Raw genomic sequence first — 18890 nt, 5'->3', positions numbered from 1 at the left:
AGATGGGGAAAGCATGAGCACCATTCTAATAATTTTCGTTGCTATGCTGGCCTGCGCATTGCTCGCAGGGTGGTTATTCAGGCGTCGGGCACAACGGCAATACCGTCTGCCTTTTTTAAACGCCTTTGCCGGAGCCACCACGCGCAAACTCGCACCTGAAGAGCGCAGCGCGATTGAAAATTACCTTGATACGTTGAACCGTGTCCTGCAGACGCCAGGCCCGACCGGCGCCAGCACCGCGCCCATCTCCCTGACGCTGAACGCGCAAAGCGATACTGTGCTCTGCGTGACGCGCTCGATCACCCGCTACGGCATTAACACCGACGATCCCAATAAATGGCGCTACTATCTCGACTCCGTCGAGGTGCATCTGCCGCCGTTCTGGGAACAATATATTAATGACGAAAATAGCGTTGAGCTGATCCATACGGATTCCATCCCGCTGGTGATTGCCCTGAATGGCCATACGCTGAGCGAATATGTTCAGGAAGCGCCGCGCTTTGCCCTGGAACGCACCAGCGGCACGCAGGCGTCCATTCGCGGCGAAGAGACCGAGCAGATCGAACTGCTGAATATTCGCCAGGAAACCCACGAAGAGTACGCCCTCAGCCGACCGGACGGCATTCGTGAAGCGGTCCTTATTGTCGCCGCCTTCCTGCTCTTTTTCTTCTGCCTGATGACGCCCGACGTCTTCGCACCGTGGCTCGCGGGCGGCGCCGTTCTGCTGCTGGCCGCAGGGCTGTGGGGATTGTTCGCGAAACCGGCCAAAACCGCGCTGCGTGAGATCCACTGCCTGCGCGGTACGCCAAAGCGCTGGGGGCTGTTCGGCGAGAACGATCAGGAGCATATCAACAACATTTCGCTCGGGATTATCGACCTGATCTATCCCCGCCACTGGCAGCCGTGGATCGCCCAGGATTTAGGGCAGAAAACCGATATCGATATTTACCTCGACCGTCACGTCGTGCGTCAGGGCCGTTTCTTATCGCTTCATGATGAAGTGAAAAACTTTCCGCTGCAGCACTGGCTGCGCAGTACCGTCATCGCCGGTGGCGCTGCGCTGGTGCTGGCGATGCTGATTTTGCTGGTGCCGCTCGATATGCCGATCAAATTCACTCTTTCCTGGATCAAAGGCGCACAAACCATTGAAGCCACCAGCGTTAATCAGTTGGAAGAGGCCGGTGTGCGCGTGGGTGATACGCTGAAGCTGAAAGGAACGGGCATGTGTAACATCCATGCGCCTGGCACCTGGAACACGCGGCAGAATTCACCGTTTACGCCGTTTGATTGCTCACAAATTATCTGGAACGACGCCCCACCGCTGCCGCTGCCGGAATCAGACACGGTCAGCAAAGCGACAGCCCTGACGCAGGCGCTGAGCCGCCAGCTTCATCCAAAGCCGGAAGACAACTCCCGTGTAAGCCAGTCCCTGCGCGCCGCGATTCAGAAATCCGGAATGGTGCTGCTGGATGATTTTGGCGACATCGTGATGAAAACCCAGGATTTATGCTCTGCGGAAGATGAGTGTGTACGTCTCAAAAACGCGCTGGTGAATCTCGGGAACAGCAAAGACTGGGAAGCGCTGGTGAAACGCGCTGACGCAGGGCGTCTCGATGGCGTAAACGTTCTGCTGCGCCCGGTGAGTGCCGAATCGCTTGAGAATCTGGTGACCACCTCCACCGCACCGTTTGTGATGCGGGAAACCACCCGCGCGGCCCAGGCGTTAAACAGCCCGGCACCGGGTGGGTTTGTGATTGTCAGCGACGAGGGCAGCGATTTGGTCGACCAGCCTTATCCGCCGGTGGCCTTGTATGATTATCCGGCCCAGGATCAGTGGGGTGAATTCCAGCGCCTGGCGCAGATGCTGATGCAAACGCCGTTCAGTGCCGAAGGGATTGTGACGGGCATTTTCACGGACGCCAACGGCACGCGCCACGTTGACCTGCACCGTATGCCGGACAGCGCCGGATTGTGGCGTTATATCGGCACCACCCTGCTGATGCTGGCAATGCTGGTGTGCATTATCTGGAACGGGATCGCCGCCCTGCGCCGCTACCAGCGCTCGCGAACGCGTCTTGCCGAGATCCAGCAGTACTACGAGAACTGCCTCAACCCGCAGCTCATCCCCGCGCCTGACAGCCTGATCGGATAATACCGCTGCGCGACAGTTATGCTACCCTGTCGCGCACGTTTCTTCTGGCTGGAGAGTTCCCCTCATGCATCTTGATATTGCCTGGCAGGACGTTGATACCGTCCTGCTGGATATGGACGGCACGCTGCTCGATCTCGCATTTGATACCCACTTCTGGCAAAAGCTGGTGCCTGAAACTTATGGCGCGCAGCAGGGCATCACTCCGGCAGAAGCGCAGGATTATATTCGCCAGCAGTATCACGCCGTGCAGCATACGCTAAACTGGTACTGCCTGGATTACTGGAGCGAAAAGCTCGGGCTGGATATCTGCGCCATGACCACCGCCCAGGGGCCGAACGCGGTGCTGCGCGACGATACGGTGCCATTTTTGGATGCACTAAAAGCGAGCGGCAAGCGGCGCATTTTGCTGACCAACGCGCATCCGCACAATCTGGCGGTAAAGCTCGAACATACCGGGTTAGCGTCGCACCTTGATTTATTACTTTCCACCCACACATTTGGTTATCCGAAAGAGGATCAGCGATTGTGGCAGGCCGTGGCGGAAGAGACCGGTTTGCAGCCCGAAAGAACCTTGTTCATTGATGACAGTGAACCGATTCTGGATTCGGCGGCAAAATTTGGTATTCGCTATTGTCTGGGCGTGACGAATCCTGATTCCGGCCTGGCGGATAAAAGCTATCTGCGGCATCCGGCGCTGAACGACTATCGCCGAATGATCCCCTCACTCACCGTGAAGGAGACGCCATGAAAGAAAAACCCTCCGAAGGGGTAAGACTGGATAAGTGGCTGTGGGCCGCCCGTTTTTATAAAACGCGCGCGCTGGCCCGTGAAATGGTCGACGGGGGAAAGGTGCACTACAACGGGCAGCGCAGCAAGCCAAGTAAACTTGTCGAACTGAATGCCACCCTGACCCTGCGCCAGGGGAACGATGAACGCACGGTGATCGTCAAAGCCGTTACCGAGCATCGTCGCCCGGCTGCCGAAGCGGTTCTGATGTATGAAGAGACGGCGGAAAGTGTTGAAAAGCGCGAGAAAGTGGCGCTGGCTCGCAAGATGAATGCCCTCACCATGCCGCATCCGGACAGGCGACCGGATAAAAAAGAACGTCGCGATCTGATGAAATTTAAACACGGCGAACACGAGTAATCGCCGTTTAAAGAGAGAAAATTATGTCCCAACACGACCAATTACATCGCTATCTGTTTGAGCAATTTGCCGTTCGCGGCGAGCTGGTGACGGTATCCGAAACCTGGAAACAGATCCTCGAAAACCACAGCTATCCTCAGCCGGTGAAAAACATCCTTGGCGAACTGCTGGTGGCGACCAGCCTGCTGACAGCGACGCTGAAGTTTGCAGGGGATATCACCGTGCAGCTGCAGGGCGACGGCCCGATGACCCTGGCGGTAATCAACGGCAATAACCAGCAGCAGATGCGCGGTGTGGCGCGCGTGCAGGGTGAGGTGCCGGAAGGTGCTGATTTGAAAACGCTGGTCGGCAACGGTTTCCTGGTGATTACCATTACGCCAGAAGAAGGCGAGCGCTATCAGGGCGTAGTGGGTCTGGAAGGCGATACGCTGGCCGCGTGCCTGGAAGATTACTTCCTGCGTTCCGAACAGCTGCCAACACGCCTGTTTATCCGCACCGGTGAAGTGGACGGTCAACTGGCGGCGGGCGGTATGCTCCTGCAGGTTCTGCCTGCTCAAAATGCACAGGGCAACGATTTCGAGCATCTGGCGACACTGACCGAAACCATCAAAGCAGAAGAGCTGTTTACGCTGCCTGCGAATGAAGTGCTGTGGCGTCTGTATCACGAAGAAGAGGTGACGCTTTACGATCCGCAGGACGTGGAGTTCAAATGCACCTGTTCCCGTGAACGTTGCGCAGGCGCGCTGCGTACTCTGCCGGACGAAGAGATCGACAGCATCATGGCTGAAGATGGCGAAATCGATATGAACTGTGATTACTGTGGTTCTCACTACGTGTTCAACTCGATGGATATCGCCGAGATCCGCAACAACGCCTCCCCGGCGGATCCGCAGGTTCATTGATGCCCTCCCCCCTCACGCCCGGTGAGGGGGAAAACTCCCTTTTAAGCTGAATCGTTTTTCGTAATGTAATCCTTACGTAACTTTCTTACATGTATGCGATTACATTCACATTCTTCCGGTTAAATACTCCATCATTTAACCTTTTGAGAACATTTCCCCCCACAAAAAAGCGAATCCTGCGATAATCCGCCCTGCTTCGTGACAGGAGTCACAGCGTTTTCCGTCAGGAAGGGTTTTGTCCAGATACGTAAATCTATGAGCCCCGTCGCGGTTAACATCCTAAGAAAAACCCTACAATTTCAGGCAGTACATATTGGCTAAGGAGCAGTGACATGCGCGTTAAAGACTTAACCCCGCAAGATCTCAAGGCTTATGGTATCAACGACGTCCAGGAAATCGTCTACAACCCCGATTACGATACGCTGTATCAGGAAGAGCTCAATCCAGCACTGGAAGGATACGAGCGAGGTGTGTTGACGAACACTGGTGCTATCGCCGTGGACACCGGGATTTTTACCGGCCGTTCGCCGAAAGATAAGTATATCGTCCGTGACGACACTACCCGCGATACGCTGTGGTGGGCAGATAAGGGCAAAGGGAAGAACGATAACAAGCCGCTCTCCCAGGAAACCTGGCAGCATCTGAAAGGACTCGTCACGAATCAACTCTCCGGCAAGCGATTGTTTATTGTTGATGCCTTCTGTGGTGCCAATGCCGACACTCGCCTCTCCGTTCGCTTTATCACCGAAGTCGCCTGGCAGGCGCATTTCGTGAAGAACATGTTTATTCGCCCGACCGATGAAGAGTTACAGGATTTCGAGCCTGATTTCATCGTCATGAACGGCGCGAAATGCACCAACCCGCAGTGGAAAGAGCAGGGCCTAAACTCGGAAAACTTCATTGCCTTCAACCTGACCGAGCGCGTCCAGCTGATTGGCGGCACCTGGTACGGTGGCGAAATGAAGAAAGGGATGTTCTCGGTGATGAACTACCTGCTGCCGCTGCAGGGCATTGCCTCCATGCACTGCTCCGCTAACGTGGGCGAAGACGGGGACGTGGCCGTGTTCTTTGGTCTCTCCGGGACCGGGAAAACCACCCTCTCCACCGATCCTAAGCGCCGGTTAATTGGCGACGATGAACACGGCTGGGACGACGACGGCGTGTTCAACTTCGAAGGCGGCTGCTACGCCAAAACGATCCGTCTGTCGGCCGAAGCCGAGCCGGACATTTACGGTGCCATCCGCCGCGATGCGCTGCTGGAAAACGTCACCGTGCTTGCCGATGGCACCGTTGATTTTGACGATGCCTCGAAGACCGAAAACACCCGCGTGTCGTATCCGATCTATCACATCGATAACATCGTCAAGCCGGTCTCCAAAGCGGGCCACGCCTCGAAGGTGATCTTCCTGACCGCCGATGCCTTTGGCGTGCTGCCACCGGTCTCTCGTCTGACGGCCAGCCAGACGCAGTATCACTTCCTGTCGGGCTTTACCGCGAAACTGGCGGGCACTGAGCGCGGTGTGACGGAGCCAACCCCAACCTTCTCCGCCTGTTTCGGCGCGGCGTTCCTGTCGCTGCACCCGACGCAGTACGCAGAAGTGCTGGTGAAACGCATGCAGGCTGCAGGCGCGCAGGCTTATCTGGTGAACACCGGCTGGAACGGAACGGGGAAACGTATTTCCATCAAAGATACCCGCGCCATTATCGACGCGATTATCGATGGCTCGCTGGACGATGCGGAAACCTTCACCCTGCCGATGTTCGATCTGGCAATCCCAACGGCGTTGCCGGGCGTGGATACCCATATCCTCGACCCGCGTAATACCTACGGCTCACCGGAACAGTGGCAGGAGAAGGCAGAAGCCCTTGCGAAGCTGTTTATTGAGAACTTTGAGAAGTACACCGATACGCCAGCAGGTGCGGCGTTGGTGAGTGCGGGACCGAAGCTGTAAATAGTGTCGGGTGGCGCTGCGCTCACCCGAACTATAAAGCATGAGAAGGCCGGGTAAGCGTAACGCCACCCGGCTTTTTTTAACTCTCTTTCACCTGCCCCCGCGTCACCGGAACCGGCAGCCACGCGCGGATGCTCAACCCACCCCGTTCGCTGGTACCAATCTCCAGCAGACCGTTATGGTTATCCACAATACGCTGCACAATCGCCAGCCCTAATCCGGTGCCGCTGGTACTGCGCGCGCTGTCGCCGCGTACAAACGGCTGGAACAGATGTTTACGCTGTTCAGGCTTGATCCCCGGACCGTCATCTTCCACCTGGAACCAGGCGCGATTCAGTTCGGAGCCGCTGCTGACTTTGATCCAGCCGTTGCCGTAGCGCGCCGCGTTGACCACCATATTGGCGACCGCGCGCTTGATGGAGAGCGGGTGCATACGCACCTGAATTTCGCCCGGCTGCAGAGCCGTATCGATTTCACGCTCGTAACCACTCTCTGCGGCCACCACTTCGCCCAGCACTCCGTTGAGATCCGCCATCTCCATCGGCATCTCCTGACCGGTACGCAGGTAATCGATGAACTGCTCGATGATAGCGTTACACTCTTCGATATCCTTGTTGATGGACTCCGCGAGATAACCGTCCTCTTCGCCCATCATCTCTGTCGCCAGGCGAATGCGCGTCAGCGGTGTGCGCAGATCGTGACTTACGCCCGCCATCAGCAGCGTACGATCGTCTGCCAGCTGCTTCACCCCTGCCGCCATATGGTTGAACGCGCGCGTAACCGAACGCACTTCAGAAGCACCGTATTCGCGCAGCGGCGGCGGAATAATACCTTTCCCCACCTGCAGGGCCGCATGCTCAAGATCGACCAAGGGTCGGTTTTGTATTCGGATAAACAGCCACGCGCCACCTATTGCCATCAGCATGATCGCGAGGGTGTAGCGGAACAGCGGCGAGAAATCGCCCTGATGGATTTCAGTCAGCGGGACGCGCACCCAGATATTGGGTGACAGCCAGGTTTTCAGCCAGACGACCGGCGAGCTTTTGTTGACCTCAACGCGCACTTCCGTTGGGCCGCCCAGCTGCTGCGCCATCTGCTGGCTTAAGAATTCGTAGTGTTGCGCCCAGCGCAGGCCAGCGTCTTCCGCCGCCTCGTTTGAGTACAGCGAAATGCCCAGCTCACGATAAATCTCACGGCGGAACGCCGGAGGCACCACCAGCTGCGTGCCGTCCTCAAGCTGCAGTTTATCGGTCATCAGCATACGGACTTCGTAGGCTAACACCTTATTAAACTGCTGCAGGCTTGGCAGAATCGCGAAGTTCAGCACCACCAGATACGTCGTCACCAGGCTGACGAACAGCAGGGTGACGATCAGTAACAGGGTACGGGCAAACGAGCTGCGCGGTGAAAAGCGCATTCGCTTCATGCCTTAGAACCGTCCGGCACGAAGACGTAGCCCAGACCCCAGACGGTCTGAATATAACGAGGATGCGCAGGATCTTCTTCGACCATGCGGCGCAGACGGGAGATCTGTACGTCGATGGAACGCTCCATGGCGGAGTATTCGCGACCGCGTGCCAGGTTCATCAGTTTATCGCGGGACAGCGGCTCACGCGGATGGCTGACCAGCGCTTTCAGCACCGCAAATTCACCGCTGGTGAGTGGCATCGGCTCATCTTCACGGAACATTTCGCGGGTACCGAGGTTCAGCTTGAACTTACCGAAGGCAATCACCGCTTCTTCCTGAGACGGTGCGCCCGGCAGTTCGTTCGCCTGACGACGAAGCACAGCACGGATACGCGCCAGCAGCTCACGCGGGTTAAACGGTTTAGGAATGTAGTCGTCGGCGCCAATTTCCAGGCCCACGATACGGTCAACTTCTTCCCCTTTCGCCGTGACCATAATGATCGGCATCGGGTTACTCTGGCTGCGCAGACGACGGCAGATGGAGAGCCCGTCTTCGCCAGGAAGCATTAAATCGAGCACCATCAGGTGGAACGATTCACGGGTAAGCAGGCGATCCATTTGCTCGGCGTTCGCCACGCTTCGAACCTGGAAGCCCTGCTCGGTCAGATAACGCTCCAGCAGCGCACGCAGGCGCATGTCGTCATCCACGACCAGAATTTTATAGTTCTCTTGCATTGTATGTACTCCCAAAGGCCCGGATAGTGTTTCAGTACGTATTCTAAAAAAGTGCACGTCTACGACCAGCTAAATCTGGTATAAATTCTAGTCGAAATTGTTACAAAGCATATTTAACAGGAGCTTATCTGCACATTTCATCACATAAATCATTATTAATCCTGTCTGGTAAGCTATGTGGTACGTAATGTGCGTAATGTCTGTCATTGAGTAGAGTCTTAAAGGTCATCCCATGAAAACGCCGCTGATCACCCGCGAAGGGTACGAAAAACTCAAAAAAGAGATGGATTACCTCTGGCGGGAAGAGCGCCCGGAAGTGACCAAAAAAGTGACCTGGGCAGCCAGTCTTGGCGACCGCAGCGAGAACGCTGACTATCAGTATAATAAAAAACGCCTGCGCGAGATTGATCGCCGGGTCCGTTATCTGACTAAATGCCTCGAGAACCTGCGAATCGTTGATTATTCACCGCAGCAGGAAGGCAAAGTCTTCTTCGGCGCATGGGTGGAAATCGAGAACGATGACGGCGCGACCCGGCGTTTTCGCATTGTCGGCTACGATGAAATTTTTGGTCGTAAGGATTACATCTCGATCGACTCGCCGATGGCCCGCGCGCTGCTGAAAAAGGAGGTCGGCGATTTAGCCGTCGTCCAGACACCTGCCGGGGAAGCCAGCTGGTACGTCAACGAAATTGAGTACGTTAAATAGTCCGAGAGCGCCCTCCACGACTGGCATTTTGCCGTGCCAGTCCGTATAACTATCCCCTGTTTTTCGACAAACCAGATGACAAAGCCATGATGAAAGATTCGCTCTGCCGCATTATTGCGGGTGAACTTCAGGCCAGAGCCGAACAGGTAGAAGCTGCCGTTCGCCTGCTTGATGAAGGGAACACCGTGCCGTTTATTGCACGTTATCGTAAGGAAGTCACCGGCGGTCTGGATGACACGCAGCTGCGCAACCTGGAGACCCGTCTGGGCTACCTGCGTGAGCTGGAAGACCGTCGCCAGGCTATTCTCAAATCCATTGGCGAGCAGGGCAAACTGACCGATGCGCTGGCAGGTGCCATCAACGGCACAATGAGCAAAACCGAGCTGGAAGACCTCTATCTGCCGTACAAACCTAAGCGCCGCACCCGCGGGCAGATTGCGATTGAAGCAGGCCTCGAGCCGCTAGCCGATCTGCTGTGGACGACGCCGTCGCACGATCCCGAAACGGAAGCCGCGAAATTTATCGATGCAGAAAAAGGCGTGGCCGACACCAAAGCCGCCCTTGATGGCGCGCGCTACATTCTGATGGAGCGTTTTGCCGAAGACGCCGCGCTGCTCTCCAAAGTGCGTGATTACCTGTGGAAAAATGCCCACATCGTCTCTACCGTCGTGAGCGGTAAAGAAGAGGAAGGCGCGAAATTCCGCGACTACTTCGATCACCATGAACCGATTTCAACCGCCCCATCGCACCGCGCGCTGGCCATGTTCCGTGGCCGCAACGAAGGCGTGCTGCAACTCTCTCTCAATGCCGATCCGCAGTTCGACGAGCCGCCGAAAGAGAGCTACTGCGAGCAGATTATTACTGACCATCTCGGCCTGCGCCTGAATAACGCCCCGGCAGATAGCTGGCGCAAAGGCGTGGTGAGCTGGACCTGGCGCATCAAAGTGCTGATGCACCTCGAAACCGAATTGATGGGCACCGTGCGCGAGCGCGCTGAAGACGAAGCGATCAATGTTTTTGCCCGTAACTTGCATGACCTGCTGATGGCCGCCCCGGCGGGTCTGCGCGCAACGATGGGTCTCGATCCGGGCCTGCGTACCGGCGTGAAAGTGGCCGTCGTTGATGGTACCGGCAAACTGGTCGCGACCGACACCATCTATCCACACACCGGCCAGGCCGCGAAAGCCGCCGTTGTGGTTGCCGCCCTGTGTGAAAAATACAACGTCGAGCTGGTGGCGATTGGTAACGGCACTGCCTCCCGTGAAACCGAACGTTTCTTCCTCGATGTGCAGCAGCAGTTCCCGAAAGTGACCGCGCAGAAGGTGATCGTCAGCGAAGCCGGTGCGTCGGTCTATTCCGCGTCCGAACTGGCGGCGCTCGAGTTCCCGGATCTGGACGTTTCCCTGCGCGGCGCGGTCTCTATCGCCCGTCGACTGCAGGACCCGCTGGCCGAGCTGGTGAAAATTGATCCGAAATCCATCGGCGTGGGCCAGTACCAGCACGACGTCAGCCAGACTCAGCTGGCGCGTCGTCTGGATGCGGTGGTGGAAGACTGCGTGAACGCCGTCGGCGTGGACCTGAATACCGCCTCCGTCGCCCTGCTCACCCGCGTGGCGGGCTTAACCCGCATGATGGCGCAGAACATCGTTGCCTGGCGCGATGAGAACGGCCAGTTCCAGAATCGTCAGCAACTGCTGAAAGTGAGCCGCCTGGGACCGAAAGCCTTCGAGCAGTGCGCGGGCTTCCTGCGTATCAACCACGGCGATAACCCGCTGGACGCCTCTACGGTTCACCCGGAAGCCTATCCGGTCGTGGAGCGTATTCTGGCTGCCACGCAGCAGGCCCTGAAAGATCTGATGGGCAACAGCACCAACCTGCGCGATCTGAAAGCTGTCGATTTCACCGACGACAAATTCGGTGTGCCGACCGTAACCGACATCATCAAAGAGCTGGAAAAACCAGGCCGCGACCCGCGCCCTGAGTTCAAAACGGCGAAATTCGCCGAAGGCGTGGAGACGATGAAGGATCTGCAGCCGGGCATGGTGCTGGAAGGCGCGGTCACCAACGTCACCAACTTTGGTGCCTTTGTCGACATCGGCGTCCATCAGGATGGCCTGGTGCATATCTCGTCGCTGGCGGATAAGTTCGTGGAAGACCCTCACACTGTGGTCAAAGCGGGCGATATCGTGAAGGTGAAAGTGCTGGAAGTGGATATGCAGCGTAAGCGTATCGCGCTCACGATGCGTCTCGACGAGCAGCCAGGCGAAACTAACGCCCGCCGCAGCAACGGAGGTGGTGCGCGTGAGCAATCGCGTCCAAACGCGAAAGCCGCGAAACCTCGCCCTCAGGCGCAGCCTGCCGGTAACAGCGCGATGATGGATGCGCTGGCCGCCGCGATGGGTAAGAAGCGCTAACGTTAAACATTTGCCCGGCCTGTGTATCCCCTGGCCGGGCAAATGCGTTCCCGCCCGGCAATCAGACCCCACAAAATAAAAATAAATAAGAATGTACTCACTCATTATTTATTAAATATGGAACCGATTGCATATCCATATTTAAACCATCGATTATCACTTAGTTAACAAATTAATTATTCATCCCTGACGCTCCATTTCAATAAATATTGAGCAAGGTCAAACAGTCCTCGATTTACCCCTCATATGAACATCCCGTCACATTTTAAATATTGCTGATAGAAACCATTCTCATTATCATGAACCTGTTGATTATTTAACCTTCGGTAAAAGTGGTCTCTATGCAATTCACACCAGACAGTGCCTGGAAAATTACCGGTTTTGCCCGCGAAATTAGCCCGGCGTATCGTCAAAAACTGCTGTCGTTAGGCATGCTGCCAGGATCATCGTTCCAGGTGGTTCGCATTGCACCCTTGGGCGATCCCATTCATATCGAAACCCGTCGCGTCAATCTGGTATTGCGTAAGAAAGACCTCGCCTTATTAGAAGTCGAAGCTTTAGCCCGATAAACCGCCAGCAGTTATACCGAGTCTAAAACAATGAAAAAATTAACCATTGGCTTAATTGGTAATCCTAATTCCGGCAAGACAACCTTATTTAATCAGTTAACGGGTGCGCGTCAGCGTGTCGGTAACTGGGCGGGCGTCACGGTAGAACGTAAAGAAGGCCAGTTTTCAACAATCGATCATCAGGTCACCCTCGTTGACCTGCCTGGCACCTATTCACTCACCACCATTTCGTCCCAGACCTCTCTCGATGAGCAGATTGCCTGTCACTATATTCTGAGCGGCGATGCGGATTTACTGATTAACGTTGTCGATGCCTCCAATCTTGAGCGTAACCTCTACCTGACGTTACAGCTGCTGGAGCTGGGCATTCCGTGCATCGTGGCGCTGAATATGCTCGATATCGCCGAGAAGCAAAAAATTCGCATTGATATCGATGCGCTTTCCGCCCGTCTCGGCTGCCCGGTCATTCCGCTGGTCTCGACCCGTGCGCGCGGGATTGACGCCCTGAAGCTGGCGGTCGATCGCCATACGGGCAATATCGATCTGGAGCTGGTTCACTATCCGCAGCCGCTGGTGCACGAGGCCAGCATTCTGGCCGGAGAGATGAACAACGCGATGCCACAAAAACAGCGCAACTGGCTTGGGCTACAAATGCTGGAAGGCGATATCTATAGCCGGGGCTACGCTGGCGACGCCGCAGAGAGCCTGGAGATGTCGCAGGCACGCCTGAGCGACGAGCTGGACGATCCGGCGCTACATATCGCCGATGCGCGCTATCAAAGTATCGCGGCCATTTGCGAAGTGGTCAGCAATACCCTGACCGCCGAGCCGAGCCGTTTCACCGCAGCGGTGGATAAAATCATTCTGAACCGTTTCCTCGGTTTGCCGATCTTCCTGCTGGTGATGTATGTGATGTTCCTGCTCGCCATCAACATCGGCGGCGCGCTGCAGCCACTGTTCGATGTCGGCTCGGTTGCGATCTTCATTCACGGCCTGCAATGGCTGGGCTACACCCTGCATTTCCCGGAGTGGCTAACGATTTTCCTCGCCCAGGGGCTGGGCGGCGGGATAAACACCGTTCTGCCGCTGGTGCCGCAGATCGGCATGATGTACCTGTTCCTCTCCTTCCTTGAGGATTCCGGCTATATGGCCCGCGCGGCGTTCGTGATGGACCGCCTGATGCAGGCGCTCGGTTTGCCGGGCAAGTCCTTCGTCCCGCTGATTGTCGGCTTTGGCTGTAACGTGCCGTCGGTAATGGGCGCACGTACTCTGGATGCTCCGCGTGAGCGTCTGATGACCATCATGATGGCGCCGTTTATGTCCTGCGGGGCGCGTCTGGCGATCTTCGCGGTCTTTGCGGCGGCGTTCTTTGGTCAGGAAGGCGCACTGGCGGTCTTCTCCCTCTATCTGCTGGGCATTGTGATGGCGATTCTCACCGGCCTGATGCTCAAGCACACCATCATGCGCGGCGAAGCGTCGCCGTTTGTGATGGAGCTGCCGGTTTACCACGTGCCACATATCAAAAGCCTGCTGATCCAGACCTGGCAGCGCCTGAAAGGCTTCGTTCTGCGCGCCGGTAAAGTGATCGTCATTGTCAGTATTTTCCTGAGCGCGCTGAACAGTTTTACCCTCAGCGGCCAGGCGGCAGATAACATCAACGACTCGGCGCTGGCTTCCGTGAGTCGGGTCATCACCCCGCTGTTCAAGCCGATTGGCGTTCACGAAGATAACTGGCAGGCCACCGTCGGGCTGTTTACCGGTGCGATGGCGAAAGAGGTGGTCGTCGGCACGCTGAATACGCTCTATACGGCGGAAAATATTCAGGAAGAGGAGTTTAACCCGGCTGAGTTCCATCTCGGTGACGAGCTGCTCAGCGCCGTGGACGAAACCTGGCAGAGTCTGAAAGACACCATCAGCCTGAGCGTACTGGCAAACCCTATCGAAGCCAGCAAAGGCGATGGCGAAATGGCTACCGGTGCGATGGGTGTGATGAGCCAGAAATTTGGCAGCGCTTCAGCGGCGTACAGCTATCTGATTTTCGTCCTGCTCTACATTCCGTGCATCTCGGTAATGGGGGCCATTGCCCGCGAATCCAGCCGCGGCTGGATGGGCTTCTCGGTCCTGTGGGGGCTGAACATCGCTTACTCGCTGGCAACCGTCTTCTACCAGGCGGCTAACTTCAGCCAGCATCCGCGCTACAGTCTGGTGTGCATTCTGGCGGTGGTGCTGTTCAACGTCGTGCTGATTGGCCTGTTGCGCCGCGCCCGTAGCCGCGTGAACGTCAACCTGCTGGCCACGAATAAAACCGCGGCGAACTGCTGTAACAGCCCTGCGGGCGACTGCCACTAAGAGGTGAAATAATGGCATCGATGATTCAGGTTCGGGATTTACTGGCTCTTCAGGGGCGAATGGAGGCCAGACAGTTGAGCCTTTCCCTGCATACGCCGCAGCCGATGATCGATGCTATGCTCGAACGAATGGAAGCGATGGGCAAAGCCGTGCGGATTCAGGAAGATGCGGAGGGTTGTTTAACGGGTAGCTGCAAAAGCTGTCCGGAAGGCAAAGCCTGCTTACGGGAGTGGTGGGCACTGTGCTAACACGATTTGCCGGGCAGCCTATGCCGCCCGGCAATACTGTTATTTATAGACTTCCGCCGTTGCATGAACGGTTTTCTCGCCTTTGTTCGCGCTGGTCACTACATAATACGTACCGCCCAGCTCATCAGCTTTTTTCGATAATTCTTTACGTGCATCCATTGGCGCAGTCGTTTTTGAGGTCGTAATCTCGCCAATTTTGGTCAGATTCATCTCTTTAACTTTGTCTTTTTCCAGCTCTTTCGCTGCAAATACGCCAAATGACAGAGACCCAATAACCAGTGATGTAACAATTCCCGTAACAAGTTTCATAACCATTACTCTCCATAGGTTTGTAGTTTTGATTATCGTAGGCTCAACTTCCGCAACGATATTTGAAGTATTGTTGCGGTATGAAACTTTTTCCAGGTGGATCAGTAAATAATCAGTTTAAACGCTGACTTAACGCCGTTAGCACGTCGCAAAACGCCTCAGGATGCGAGACGAAAGGCGCATGTGCGGCTTTAGCAATGACCTTCGATTCGCTGTTCGGCCATAACGCATCCAGTATCGGCACCACTTTGCGCGGCACCAGGCCATCCAGATAACCGTAGATTCGCAGATGCGGCACTGAAAGCGCAGCCAGCGGTTCACGCAGGTCGACGGTTGTCAGAATTTCCAGCCCACCGTTAAGCACCTCAACCTCCGGCATGGGAAGTGCCAGCACTGCGTTTTTGAGCATTCGCGCATCCTGACGCGCCGTTTCGGTTCCCAGAGTTTGCAGCGCCAGAAAGCGCTCAACCGTCCGCTTGAAATCTTCGCTCAGCTGCTGCTGGAAACCGGCCAACACCTCCGGCTTGATGCCCGGCCACTCATCCCGGGCCGCAAAGCAAGGCGATGATGCGACCGTCACCAGCGCCTGAACGCGCTCCGGGTGCGTCAGGGCTATCTGGCTCGCCACCAGCCCGCCCAGGCTCCAGCCGAGCCAGATCGCTTTTTGCGGCGCGCGTTCCAGAACATGCCGGGCCATCTCTTGGAGCGGCATCGCGCCAAACCCGTGGCTGCGGCCAAATCCCGGCAGATCCACCAGATGCAGCGTAAATTGCGAGGCCAGTTCCTCCTGAATGCAATGCCAGACTTCAGCGTTCAGCCCCCATCCGTGCAGCAGCACAAGATCAACATTTCCCGTGCCCGTGGTCTGCCACCAAAGATTGTTCATCGGTTAGGATTCTCTTTTTTAACAAGGAAGTTGCCCATGCTATCAGTGCCCGGCTTGTGCTGGCTATGCCGAATGCCGCTCAGGATGAGCCGCTGGGGGATCTGCTCCGTCTGCACGCGCGCCTTTGAGCGCCGACCTCCCTGCTGCCCCCAGTGCGGTTTATCCGCAACGCGCGTCGATATCCCCTGCGGGCGATGCCTGCAAAAACCGCCGCCGTGGGGCGATCTGGTGGCGGTCGATAATTACGTTCAGCCCCTGAGCGGCCTGATCCACCAGTTTAAGTTTTCTCGCCAGACGCAGCTGGCGGGGCCGCTGGCACGCCTGCTGGTACTCGCCGTTTTGCAGGCCCGGCGCTCACGGGGGTTACCAGCCGTGGATCTTCTTATCAGCGTGCCGTTGCACCGTCGACGTCACTGGCGTCGCGGCTACAATCAGAGCGATCTGTTGTGCCGCCCACTTTCCCGCTGGCTACGCTGTGACTGGCAACCGGACGCGTTAAAACGCACACACGCAACGGCCGTTCAGCACCGGTTAAGCGCGCGGTTGCGCAAAAGAAATCTAAAAAATGCCTTTCGCCTTGATTTAGCGGTCAAGGGGCGCCATATCGCGATTGTGGATGATGTCGTCACAACCGGCAGCACCGTGGCGGAGCTTTCCCGACTGCTTTTGCAAAGCGGCGCAGCGACGGTTCAGGTATGGTGTTTGTGTCGTACCTTGTAGCCCTTTTCCGATGGGCGTATTATTATACCCAGGTAATTTAGTCAACTATTAGGCCAAAGCTATGATCCGTATTTCCGATTCTGCACAATCACACTTTGCCAAACTGCTGGCAAATCAGGAAGAAGGGACGCAGATCCGCGTGTTTGTGATTAATCCAGGCACTCCGAATGCAGAATGCGGTGTCTCTTATTGTCCTCCGGACGCTGTGGAAGCATCTGACACTGCCCTTAAATTTGAGCAGCTCACCGCCTATGTCGATGAGTTAAGCGCGCCATACCTTGATGACGCCGAGATCGATTTCGTCACCGATCAGCTGGGTTCTCAGCTGACGCTGAAAGCACCGAACGCCAAAATGCGTAAAGTGTCTGATGATGCGCCGCTGATGGAGCGCGTAGAGTATCTGCTGCAATCCCAGATCAACCCGCAGCTGGCCGGCCACGGCGGTAAAGTCACGCTGATGGAGATCACCGAAGACGGTCTGGCAATCCTGCAGTTCGGCGGCGGCTGTAACGGCTGTTCCATGGTCGACGTGACCCTGAAAGAAGGGATCGAGAAGCAGATGCTGAACGAGTTTCCGGAACTGAAAGGCGTGCGCGATCTCACCGAACACCAGCGCGGCGAGCACTCTTACTACTAAGTTCCCGTCTGTCTTTGCCCGGTGCCGCGCAGCGATCCGGGCCGTTAAATCAGATCCCAGGCCGGGTAAGGCGATTTCGCCCCCCGGCTTTTGTTTGCCCGTCGCTCCCCGCCCCATATGTTGACCTGCGTCTCATAATTCAAATTTTGCCTGCCTGGGTGATTCTCAATCTGCACATGTTACCCGTATCATTCGCGTGGGCACTAAGCATCCTCATAACAGCCGACTAAACTTATTAGTTTCGCAGGCAATCAGTATTAGTGCCGTTAATTCTCTGTTCCCGGTTGGGACAATCGGAAATTGTCGTTGAAACAATGACGTTACCCATAACAATTGAAAGGCCAGGTTAATCATGCCATTAGTTATTGTCGCTATCGGTGTTGTCTTATTACTGCTCTTGATGATCCGTTTCAAACTGAACGGCTTCATCGCTCTGGTTCTGGTGGCACTTGCAGTGGGTCTGATGCAAGGGATGCCGCTGGTGAAAGTCATCAGCTCAATCAAAGCAGGTGTGGGCGGAACGCTCGGCAGCCTGGCGCTGATCATGGGCTTCGGTGCCATGCTCGGTAAAATGCTGGCGGACTGCGGCGGTGCACAGCGCATCGCGACCACGCTGATTGCCAAATTTGGTAAACAACACATTCAGTGGGCGGTGGTGTTAACCGGTTTTACCGTCGGTTTCGCGCTGTTCTATGAAGTCGGCTTCGTACTGATGCTGCCGCTGGTCTTCACCATCGCAGCTGCCGCCAACATTCCGCTGCTGTTCGTCGGTGTGCCGATGGCGGCTGCCCTGTCCGTGACGCACGGCTTCCTGCCGCCGCACCCGGGTCCAACCGCTATCGCGACCATCTTCCACGCAGATATGGGTAAAACCCTGCTGTTCGGTACGATTCTGGCGATCCCAACCGTTATTCTGGCCGGCCCGGTGTTTGCACGCTGCCTGAAAGGTATCGACAAGCCAATTCCGGAAGGTCTGTATAGCGCAAAAACCTTCACCGAAGCGGAAATGCCAAGCTTTGGCGTCAGCGTCTGGACCTCTCTGGTGCCGGTTGTGCTGATGGCGATGCGCGCAGTCGCCGAAATGGTGCTGCCAAAAGGTCACGCGTTCCTCTCCGTCGCTGAGTTCCTCGGTGACCCGGTGATGGCGACGCTGATTGCGGTTCTGATTGCCCTCTTCACCTTCGGTCTGAACCGTGGCCGTAGCATGGATCAGATCAACGAGACGCTTGGCTCTTCCATCAAAATCATCGCCATGATGCTGCTGATTATCGGCGGTGGCGGTGCGTTCAAGCAGGTTCTGGTCGACAGCGGCGTAGACAAATACATCGCCTCGATGATGCATGAAACTAACATTTCGCCAATCCTGATGGCCTGGTCGATTGCTGCGGTGCTGCGTATCGCGCTGGGTTCTGCAACTGTTGCGGCAATCACTGCCGGCGGTATTGTTGCGCCACTGATTGCGACCACGGGCGTTAGCCCTGAGCTGATGGTTATCGCGGTGGGTTCCGGTAGCGTCATCTTCTCCCACGTGAACGATCCAGGCTTCTGGCTGTTCAAGGAGTACTTCAACCTGACGATCGGCGAGACCATCAAGTCCTGGTCGATGCTGGAAACGATTATCTCAGTGTGCGGCCTGATTGGGTGTCTGCTGCTGGCGATGGTGGTTTAAGCACAAAAAAGCCGGGTGGTGGTTGCGCCTGACCCGGTCTAAAACGTTAAAAGCCCGGCAAACTGATGATGTTTGCCGGGCTTTTTTTA

At 56.2% G+C, this 18890-nt stretch carries 17 protein-coding genes; 13 read left to right on the top strand and 4 right to left on the bottom strand.

Annotated features, from left to right (window positions below; translation table 11 throughout):
• Window positions 1-13 precede the first annotated feature (13 nt).
• From F153LOC_RS16140 to pckA, 5 genes are all read left to right on the top strand, one after another.
• Complete coding sequence (locus tag F153LOC_RS16140; protein WP_100778601.1) at window positions 14-2152, top strand: intracellular growth attenuator family protein; 2139 nt, start codon at window positions 14-16, stop codon at window positions 2150-2152.
• Window positions 2153-2216: 64 nt separating this feature from the next.
• Window positions 2217-2900 carry a GMP/IMP nucleotidase gene (yrfG, locus tag F153LOC_RS16135; RefSeq protein WP_102105332.1) on the top strand — a complete coding sequence of 228 codons (684 nt, stop codon included), beginning with the start codon at window positions 2217-2219 and terminating at the stop codon, window positions 2898-2900.
• A complete protein-coding gene (hslR, locus tag F153LOC_RS16130; protein WP_100778599.1) occupies window positions 2897-3298 on the top strand; it encodes a ribosome-associated heat shock protein Hsp15 in 402 nt (133 codons plus the stop codon). The genes yrfG and hslR overlap by 4 nt, the downstream gene beginning before the upstream one ends.
• A gap of 23 nt (window positions 3299-3321) precedes the next feature.
• Complete coding sequence (gene hslO, locus F153LOC_RS16125; RefSeq protein WP_100778598.1) at window positions 3322-4200, top strand: Hsp33 family molecular chaperone HslO; 879 nt, start codon at window positions 3322-3324, stop codon at window positions 4198-4200.
• Between the two features lie 332 nt (window positions 4201-4532).
• On the top strand, window positions 4533-6152 hold the full coding sequence (pckA, locus tag F153LOC_RS16120; RefSeq protein ID WP_102105331.1) for a phosphoenolpyruvate carboxykinase (ATP): 1620 nt from the start codon (window positions 4533-4535) through the stop codon (window positions 6150-6152).
• Window positions 6153-6231: 79 nt separating this feature from the next.
• Here pckA and envZ read toward each other — a convergent pair whose 3' ends face one another.
• On the bottom strand, window positions 6232-7578 hold the full coding sequence (gene envZ, locus F153LOC_RS16115; protein ID WP_100778596.1) for a two-component system sensor histidine kinase EnvZ: 1347 nt from the start codon (window positions 7576-7578) through the stop codon (window positions 6232-6234).
• The gene (gene ompR / locus F153LOC_RS16110) at window positions 7575-8294 is read right to left on the bottom strand and encodes a two-component system response regulator OmpR (RefSeq protein WP_001157751.1); all 720 of its coding nucleotides are present in this window, start codon (window positions 8292-8294) and stop codon (window positions 7575-7577) included. The genes envZ and ompR overlap by 4 nt, the downstream gene beginning before the upstream one ends.
• A gap of 232 nt (window positions 8295-8526) precedes the next feature.
• On the opposite strand from ompR, the gene greB reads away from it, so the two are divergent.
• The 5 genes from greB to feoC all read left to right on the top strand — a co-directional run bounded on the left by greB (window position 8527) and on the right by feoC (window position 14580).
• Window positions 8527-9000: a transcription elongation factor GreB gene (gene greB, locus F153LOC_RS16105; RefSeq protein WP_100778595.1), complete on the top strand. Its 474-nt coding sequence runs from the start codon at window positions 8527-8529 to the stop codon at window positions 8998-9000.
• A gap of 86 nt (window positions 9001-9086) precedes the next feature.
• On the top strand, window positions 9087-11414 hold the full coding sequence (locus tag F153LOC_RS16100) for a Tex family protein (RefSeq protein ID WP_100778594.1): 2328 nt from the start codon (window positions 9087-9089) through the stop codon (window positions 11412-11414).
• Between the two features lie 341 nt (window positions 11415-11755).
• Window positions 11756-11983: a ferrous iron transporter A gene (feoA, locus tag F153LOC_RS16095; RefSeq protein WP_100778593.1), complete on the top strand. Its 228-nt coding sequence runs from the start codon at window positions 11756-11758 to the stop codon at window positions 11981-11983.
• A 30-nt stretch (window positions 11984-12013) separates the two neighbouring features.
• Window positions 12014-14332 (top strand): Fe(2+) transporter permease subunit FeoB, encoded by a 2319-nt coding sequence (feoB, locus tag F153LOC_RS16090; RefSeq protein WP_102105330.1) that lies wholly within the window; start codon window positions 12014-12016, stop codon window positions 14330-14332.
• A gap of 11 nt (window positions 14333-14343) precedes the next feature.
• Entirely contained in the window at window positions 14344-14580 is a 237-nt protein-coding gene (feoC, locus tag F153LOC_RS16085; RefSeq protein WP_102105329.1) for a [Fe-S]-dependent transcriptional repressor FeoC, read from the top strand.
• A gap of 39 nt (window positions 14581-14619) precedes the next feature.
• Here feoC and F153LOC_RS16080 read toward each other — a convergent pair whose 3' ends face one another.
• On the bottom strand, window positions 14620-14889 hold the full coding sequence (locus tag F153LOC_RS16080; protein WP_100780800.1) for a YdgH/BhsA/McbA-like domain containing protein: 270 nt from the start codon (window positions 14887-14889) through the stop codon (window positions 14620-14622).
• Window positions 14890-15001: 112 nt separating this feature from the next.
• Window positions 15002-15775, bottom strand: coding sequence for a pimeloyl-ACP methyl ester esterase BioH (gene bioH, locus F153LOC_RS16075; RefSeq protein WP_102105328.1), 774 nt, complete (start codon window positions 15773-15775; stop codon window positions 15002-15004).
• A 36-nt stretch (window positions 15776-15811) separates the two neighbouring features.
• On the opposite strand from bioH, the gene gntX reads away from it, so the two are divergent.
• From gntX to gntT, 3 genes are all read left to right on the top strand, one after another.
• On the top strand, window positions 15812-16495 hold the full coding sequence (gene gntX, locus F153LOC_RS16070; RefSeq protein ID WP_102105327.1) for a DNA utilization protein GntX: 684 nt from the start codon (window positions 15812-15814) through the stop codon (window positions 16493-16495).
• 61 nt (window positions 16496-16556) lie between these two features.
• Window positions 16557-17132 (top strand): Fe-S biogenesis protein NfuA, encoded by a 576-nt coding sequence (nfuA, locus tag F153LOC_RS16065; protein ID WP_100778588.1) that lies wholly within the window; start codon window positions 16557-16559, stop codon window positions 17130-17132.
• Window positions 17133-17484: 352 nt separating this feature from the next.
• A complete protein-coding gene (gntT, locus tag F153LOC_RS16060) occupies window positions 17485-18801 on the top strand; it encodes a gluconate transporter (protein ID WP_100778587.1) in 1317 nt (438 codons plus the stop codon).
• The last annotated feature ends 89 nt before the right edge of the window (window positions 18802-18890 follow it).

Origin of the sequence: Lelliottia sp. F153 (assembly GCF_002870005.1) — a bacterium.
GTDB lineage: Bacteria > Pseudomonadota > Gammaproteobacteria > Enterobacterales > Enterobacteriaceae > Enterobacter > Enterobacter nimipressuralis.
Note: the sequence above shows the minus strand (reverse complement) of the source record. Positions and strands in the feature narration are given on the sequence as shown.

Coding starts and splice junctions, on each gene's coding strand:
- F153LOC_RS16140 (WP_100778601.1), top strand. CDS start 14: ATGAGCACCATTCTAATAATTTTCGTTGCTATGCTGGCCTGCGCATTG.
- yrfG (WP_102105332.1), top strand. CDS start 2,217: ATGCATCTTGATATTGCCTGGCAGGACGTTGATACCGTCCTGCTGGAT.
- hslR (WP_100778599.1), top strand. CDS start 2,897: ATGAAAGAAAAACCCTCCGAAGGGGTAAGACTGGATAAGTGGCTGTGG.
- hslO (WP_100778598.1), top strand. CDS start 3,322: ATGTCCCAACACGACCAATTACATCGCTATCTGTTTGAGCAATTTGCC.
- pckA (WP_102105331.1), top strand. CDS start 4,533: ATGCGCGTTAAAGACTTAACCCCGCAAGATCTCAAGGCTTATGGTATC.
- envZ (WP_100778596.1), bottom strand. CDS start 7,578: ATGAAGCGAATGCGCTTTTCACCGCGCAGCTCGTTTGCCCGTACCCTG.
- ompR (WP_001157751.1), bottom strand. CDS start 8,294: ATGCAAGAGAACTATAAAATTCTGGTCGTGGATGACGACATGCGCCTG.
- greB (WP_100778595.1), top strand. CDS start 8,527: ATGAAAACGCCGCTGATCACCCGCGAAGGGTACGAAAAACTCAAAAAA.
- F153LOC_RS16100 (WP_100778594.1), top strand. CDS start 9,087: ATGATGAAAGATTCGCTCTGCCGCATTATTGCGGGTGAACTTCAGGCC.
- feoA (WP_100778593.1), top strand. CDS start 11,756: ATGCAATTCACACCAGACAGTGCCTGGAAAATTACCGGTTTTGCCCGC.
- feoB (WP_102105330.1), top strand. CDS start 12,014: ATGAAAAAATTAACCATTGGCTTAATTGGTAATCCTAATTCCGGCAAG.
- feoC (WP_102105329.1), top strand. CDS start 14,344: ATGGCATCGATGATTCAGGTTCGGGATTTACTGGCTCTTCAGGGGCGA.
- F153LOC_RS16080 (WP_100780800.1), bottom strand. CDS start 14,889: ATGAAACTTGTTACGGGAATTGTTACATCACTGGTTATTGGGTCTCTG.
- bioH (WP_102105328.1), bottom strand. CDS start 15,775: ATGAACAATCTTTGGTGGCAGACCACGGGCACGGGAAATGTTGATCTT.
- gntX (WP_102105327.1), top strand. CDS start 15,812: ATGCTATCAGTGCCCGGCTTGTGCTGGCTATGCCGAATGCCGCTCAGG.
- nfuA (WP_100778588.1), top strand. CDS start 16,557: ATGATCCGTATTTCCGATTCTGCACAATCACACTTTGCCAAACTGCTG.
- gntT (WP_100778587.1), top strand. CDS start 17,485: ATGCCATTAGTTATTGTCGCTATCGGTGTTGTCTTATTACTGCTCTTG.